Source organism: Desulfotomaculum sp. 1211_IL3151, assembly GCF_036763075.1.
GTDB lineage: Bacteria > Bacillota > Desulfotomaculia > Desulfotomaculales > Desulfotomaculaceae > Desulfotomaculum.
Genome location: NZ_JBAIYV010000008.1, coordinates 1 through 2,498, shown reverse-complemented (window position 1 = coordinate 2,498; position 2,498 = coordinate 1). Strand labels below are relative to the sequence as shown.

The following is a 2,498-nucleotide window of genomic DNA, read 5'->3' as shown; positions in this document are numbered from 1 at the left end:
TACGAGAGACGGATTTGCCTATCTCTCACCCTACGGGCTTGGACCAGCTTTTCCAGCCGCTGGCTTAACTTACCCTCCTGCGTCACTCCTTCACTTAAAAACGGTATTTGGTGGTATCGGATTCTCAACCGATTGTCCATCGCCTACGCCTTGCGGCCTCGACTTAGGGCCCGACTTACTCTGGGCGGACGAACCTTCCCCAGAAAACCTTAGGTTTTCGGCGGGCAGGATTCTCACCTGCCTTTTCGCTTACTTATACCGGCATTCTCACTTCCTGCCAATCCACGGCTCCTTACGGTACCGCTTCTATTCAACAGGAACGCTCCTCTACCAATGATTTACATCATTCCAAAGCTTCGGTGATATACTTAGCCCCGTTACATTTTCGGCGCAGGGTCACTTGACCAGTGAGCTATTACGCACTCTTTAAATGGTGGCTGCTTCTAAGCCAACATCCTGGTTGTCTTAGCAACCCCACATCCTTTTCCACTTAGTATATCTTGGGGACCTTAGCTGTTGGTCTGGGCTGTTTCCCTTTTGACTACGAATCTTAGCACCCGCAGTCTGACTCCCGGAGATGATTTAGCGGCATTCGGAGTTTGATTGGGTTCGGTAACCCGTGAAGGCCCCTAGCCCATTCAGTGCTCTACCTCCGCTATTCTTGCTCCGAGGCTAGCCCTAAAGCTATTTCGAGGAGAACCAGCTATCTCCTGGTTCGATTGGCATTTCACCCCTACCCACACCTCATCCGCCTCCTTTTCAACGAAGGTCGGTTCGAGCCTCCACTTTATTTTACTAAAGCTTCACTCTGGACATGGGTAGATCACCAGGTTTCGGGTCTACTCCAACGTACATCTCGCCCTTTTAAGACTTGCTTTCGCTTCGGCTCCGGCTTTTCTGCCTTAACCTGCACGTTAGATGTAACTCGCCGGTCCGTTCTACAAAAAGTACGCCATCACACGTTTAATGTGCTTTGACAGTTTGTAAGCATACGGTTTCAGGTTCTTTTTCACTCCCCTCCCGGGGTGCTTTTCACCTTTCCCTCACGGTACTGGTTCACTATCGGTCGCATTGGGTATTTAGCCTTGGGGGGTGGTCCCCCCTGATTCCCACGGGGTTTCTCGTGTCCCGCGGTACTTGGGATGTCCTCTGCAATTTTCGACCTTTCGTTTACAGGTGTTTTACCTTCTATGCAGCACCTTTCCATGTGGCTTCAACTAGGTCTACTGATCACGCGGTGAGGTTCCCGCAACCCCAGGTATCCGAAGATATCTGGTTTAGGCTCGCCCCTGTTCGCTCGCCGCTACTGGGGGGTTCGATGTTTCTTTCTTTTCCTCCGGGTACTTAGATGTTTCAGTTCCCCGGGTGCCCTCCTCTATGCCTATAGATTCAGCATAGGGTGACGGAGGTTTGCTCCGCCGGGTTGCCCCATTCGGGTATCCACGACTCTCTGCCTGCTTGCGGCTCCTCGTGGCTTTTCGCAGCTTACCGCGCCCTTCTTCGGCCCATTGCGCCTAGGCATCCACCGTATGCCCTTTCTTTCTTGACCATTCTTTTGAGTTGTGTGACGTTCGATGTTAAAAGTGTTTTTCCCACTTCTAACTTCTCACCTCTCACTTCTCTATTGCTCGGTTACTTTTGGTAACCTTTTGAAATTGTTGTTGTCGACGCTTTACTTTTTCGCTGTTCAGTTTTCAAAGAACGTTGGATTACTTCAAGAGACTTTGAAAATCAACCAGAAGTTTCTGGTTGATTGGGTCTCTCAAAACTAAACAGGCAGATGGTGAATGTCCGACCTTAGATAATCAGCTTACGCTGATTTCTCCTTAGAAAGGAGGTGATCCAGCCGCACCTTCCGATACGGCTACCTTGTTACGACTTCACCCCAATCATCGGCCCCACCTTCGACGGCTCTCTCCTTTCGGTTAAGTCACCGGCTTCGGGTGTTGTCAACTTTCGTGGTGTGACGGGCGGTGTGTACAAGGCCCGGGAACGTATTCACCGCAGTATGCTGACCTGCGATTACTAGCGATTCCGACTTCATGTAGTCGAGTTGCAGACTACAATCCGAACTGGGACCGGCTTTCTCAGGTTTGCTCCACCTCACGGCTTCGCTTCCGTCTGTACCGGCCATTGTAGTACGTGTGTAGCCCAGGACATAAGGGGCATGATGATTTGACGTCATCCCCACCTTCCTCCGTTTTGTCAACGGCAGTCACATTAGAGTTCCCACCTTTACGTGCTGGCAACTAATGTTAGGGGTTGCGCTCGTTGCGGGACTTAACCCAACATCTCACGACACGAGCTGACGACAACCATGCACCACCTGTCTATATGTTCAACCGAAGTTGAAGGAACGTATCTCTACGCTTTTCATACGATGTCAAGCCCTGGTAAGGTTCTTCGCGTTGCGTCGAATTAAACCACATACTCCACCGCTTGTGCGGGCCCCCGTCAATTCCTTTGAGTTTCAGTCTTGCGACCGTACTCCCCAGGCG

2 rRNA genes are annotated in these 2,498 nt (G+C 51.0%); both read right to left on the bottom strand.

The features are described 5' to 3' along the window. Window positions 1-1,549 (bottom strand): 23S ribosomal RNA (locus V6C11_RS01075); the annotation flags it as partial. Window positions 1,550-1,830: 281 nt separating this feature from the next. Further along, window positions 1,831-2,498: ribosomal RNA gene (locus tag V6C11_RS01070) — 16S ribosomal RNA — on the bottom strand; the annotation flags it as partial.